The sequence below is a fragment of the Mesorhizobium sp. M7A.F.Ca.US.005.03.2.1 genome (assembly GCF_003997795.1).
Taxonomy (GTDB): Bacteria; Pseudomonadota; Alphaproteobacteria; order Rhizobiales; family Rhizobiaceae; genus Mesorhizobium; species Mesorhizobium ciceri.
In genome coordinates, this window is sequence record NZ_RZRP01001388.1 from 1 (window position 1) to 899 (window position 899).

General features: G+C 67.4%; 1 protein-coding gene and 1 pseudogene. Both read left to right on the forward strand.

The features are described from left to right. Nucleotides 1-308 (forward strand): winged helix-turn-helix domain-containing protein (locus tag EN991_RS37975; RefSeq protein WP_164769744.1); only part of this gene is annotated, 308 nt, incomplete at its 5' end. Beyond that, nucleotides 305-899, forward strand: a pseudogene (locus EN991_RS37980) (two-component sensor histidine kinase); the annotation flags it as partial. The gene EN991_RS37975 and the pseudogene EN991_RS37980, both read left to right, overlap by 4 nt.

The following is an 899-nucleotide window of genomic DNA, read 5'->3' on the forward strand; positions in this document are numbered from 1 at the left end:
GCTACAGGCTGGAACCGGAGACCCGCAAGGTGACGGATGCGCGAGGCGTGGCCGTCGACCTCACCGGCGCCGAGTTCGATCTTTTGCAGGTGTTTCTCGACCGTCCCGGCCGGCTTTTGTCGCGCGACCAGCTTCTCGACCTGACGCAGGGCCGCGAACGCGATCCGCTCGAACGCTCGGTCGATGTGCTGGTGAGCCGGCTGCGCCGGAAATTTTCCGACACCGGCGACGGGCCGCTGTTCAAGACCGTGCGCAATGGCGGCTACCAGCTCACGGCGCGTGTCGAGACCGTGGAGAGCCACGCGTGAATTCGCTGCGCCGCCGTCTCATCCTGCTGTTGGTCGCCTCGATCGTCGGCGTCGTCGGCCTGGCGACGGCCGCCGTCATCAGCGTGCGCGGTGGCGGACCGCCGCCGGAACTGACCGTGCCCTGGATTGCCCAACAGATGGAAATGGTGGTGCGGCTCTTGCCGGGGCCGATCCCCGACGTCCTGCGGGTTCAATTCGCCGACCATCCAGCGGGCGGCAAGGTGGCTCGTGCGGAAACGGCGATGCTCAACGACATCCTGCACCGGCGTGGCCTCGACTTTCCCGCGGTCGTCAACGAGAAGCCGGACGAACCCGGCCAGATCGCATCGATGCACCTGCCCGACAGCCGATGGGCGATCATTGAGGTGCCGCACCTCAAGCCGCCGCGGCGAGAATGGCTGGTTCTGGCCGGCTGGATCTCGCTGATCGTCGCCGGCGCCACGGCGGTATCGGTCTATTTCACCTCGGTGCTGATCCGACCGCTCGAAATGCTGGAGGCCGCCGTCTCCAAGATCGGATCGGACGGCGTGCTGGCGGCGGTGCCGGAAGTGGGTTCGGCCGAGGTCAAGGCCACCGCGCATGCGCTGAACC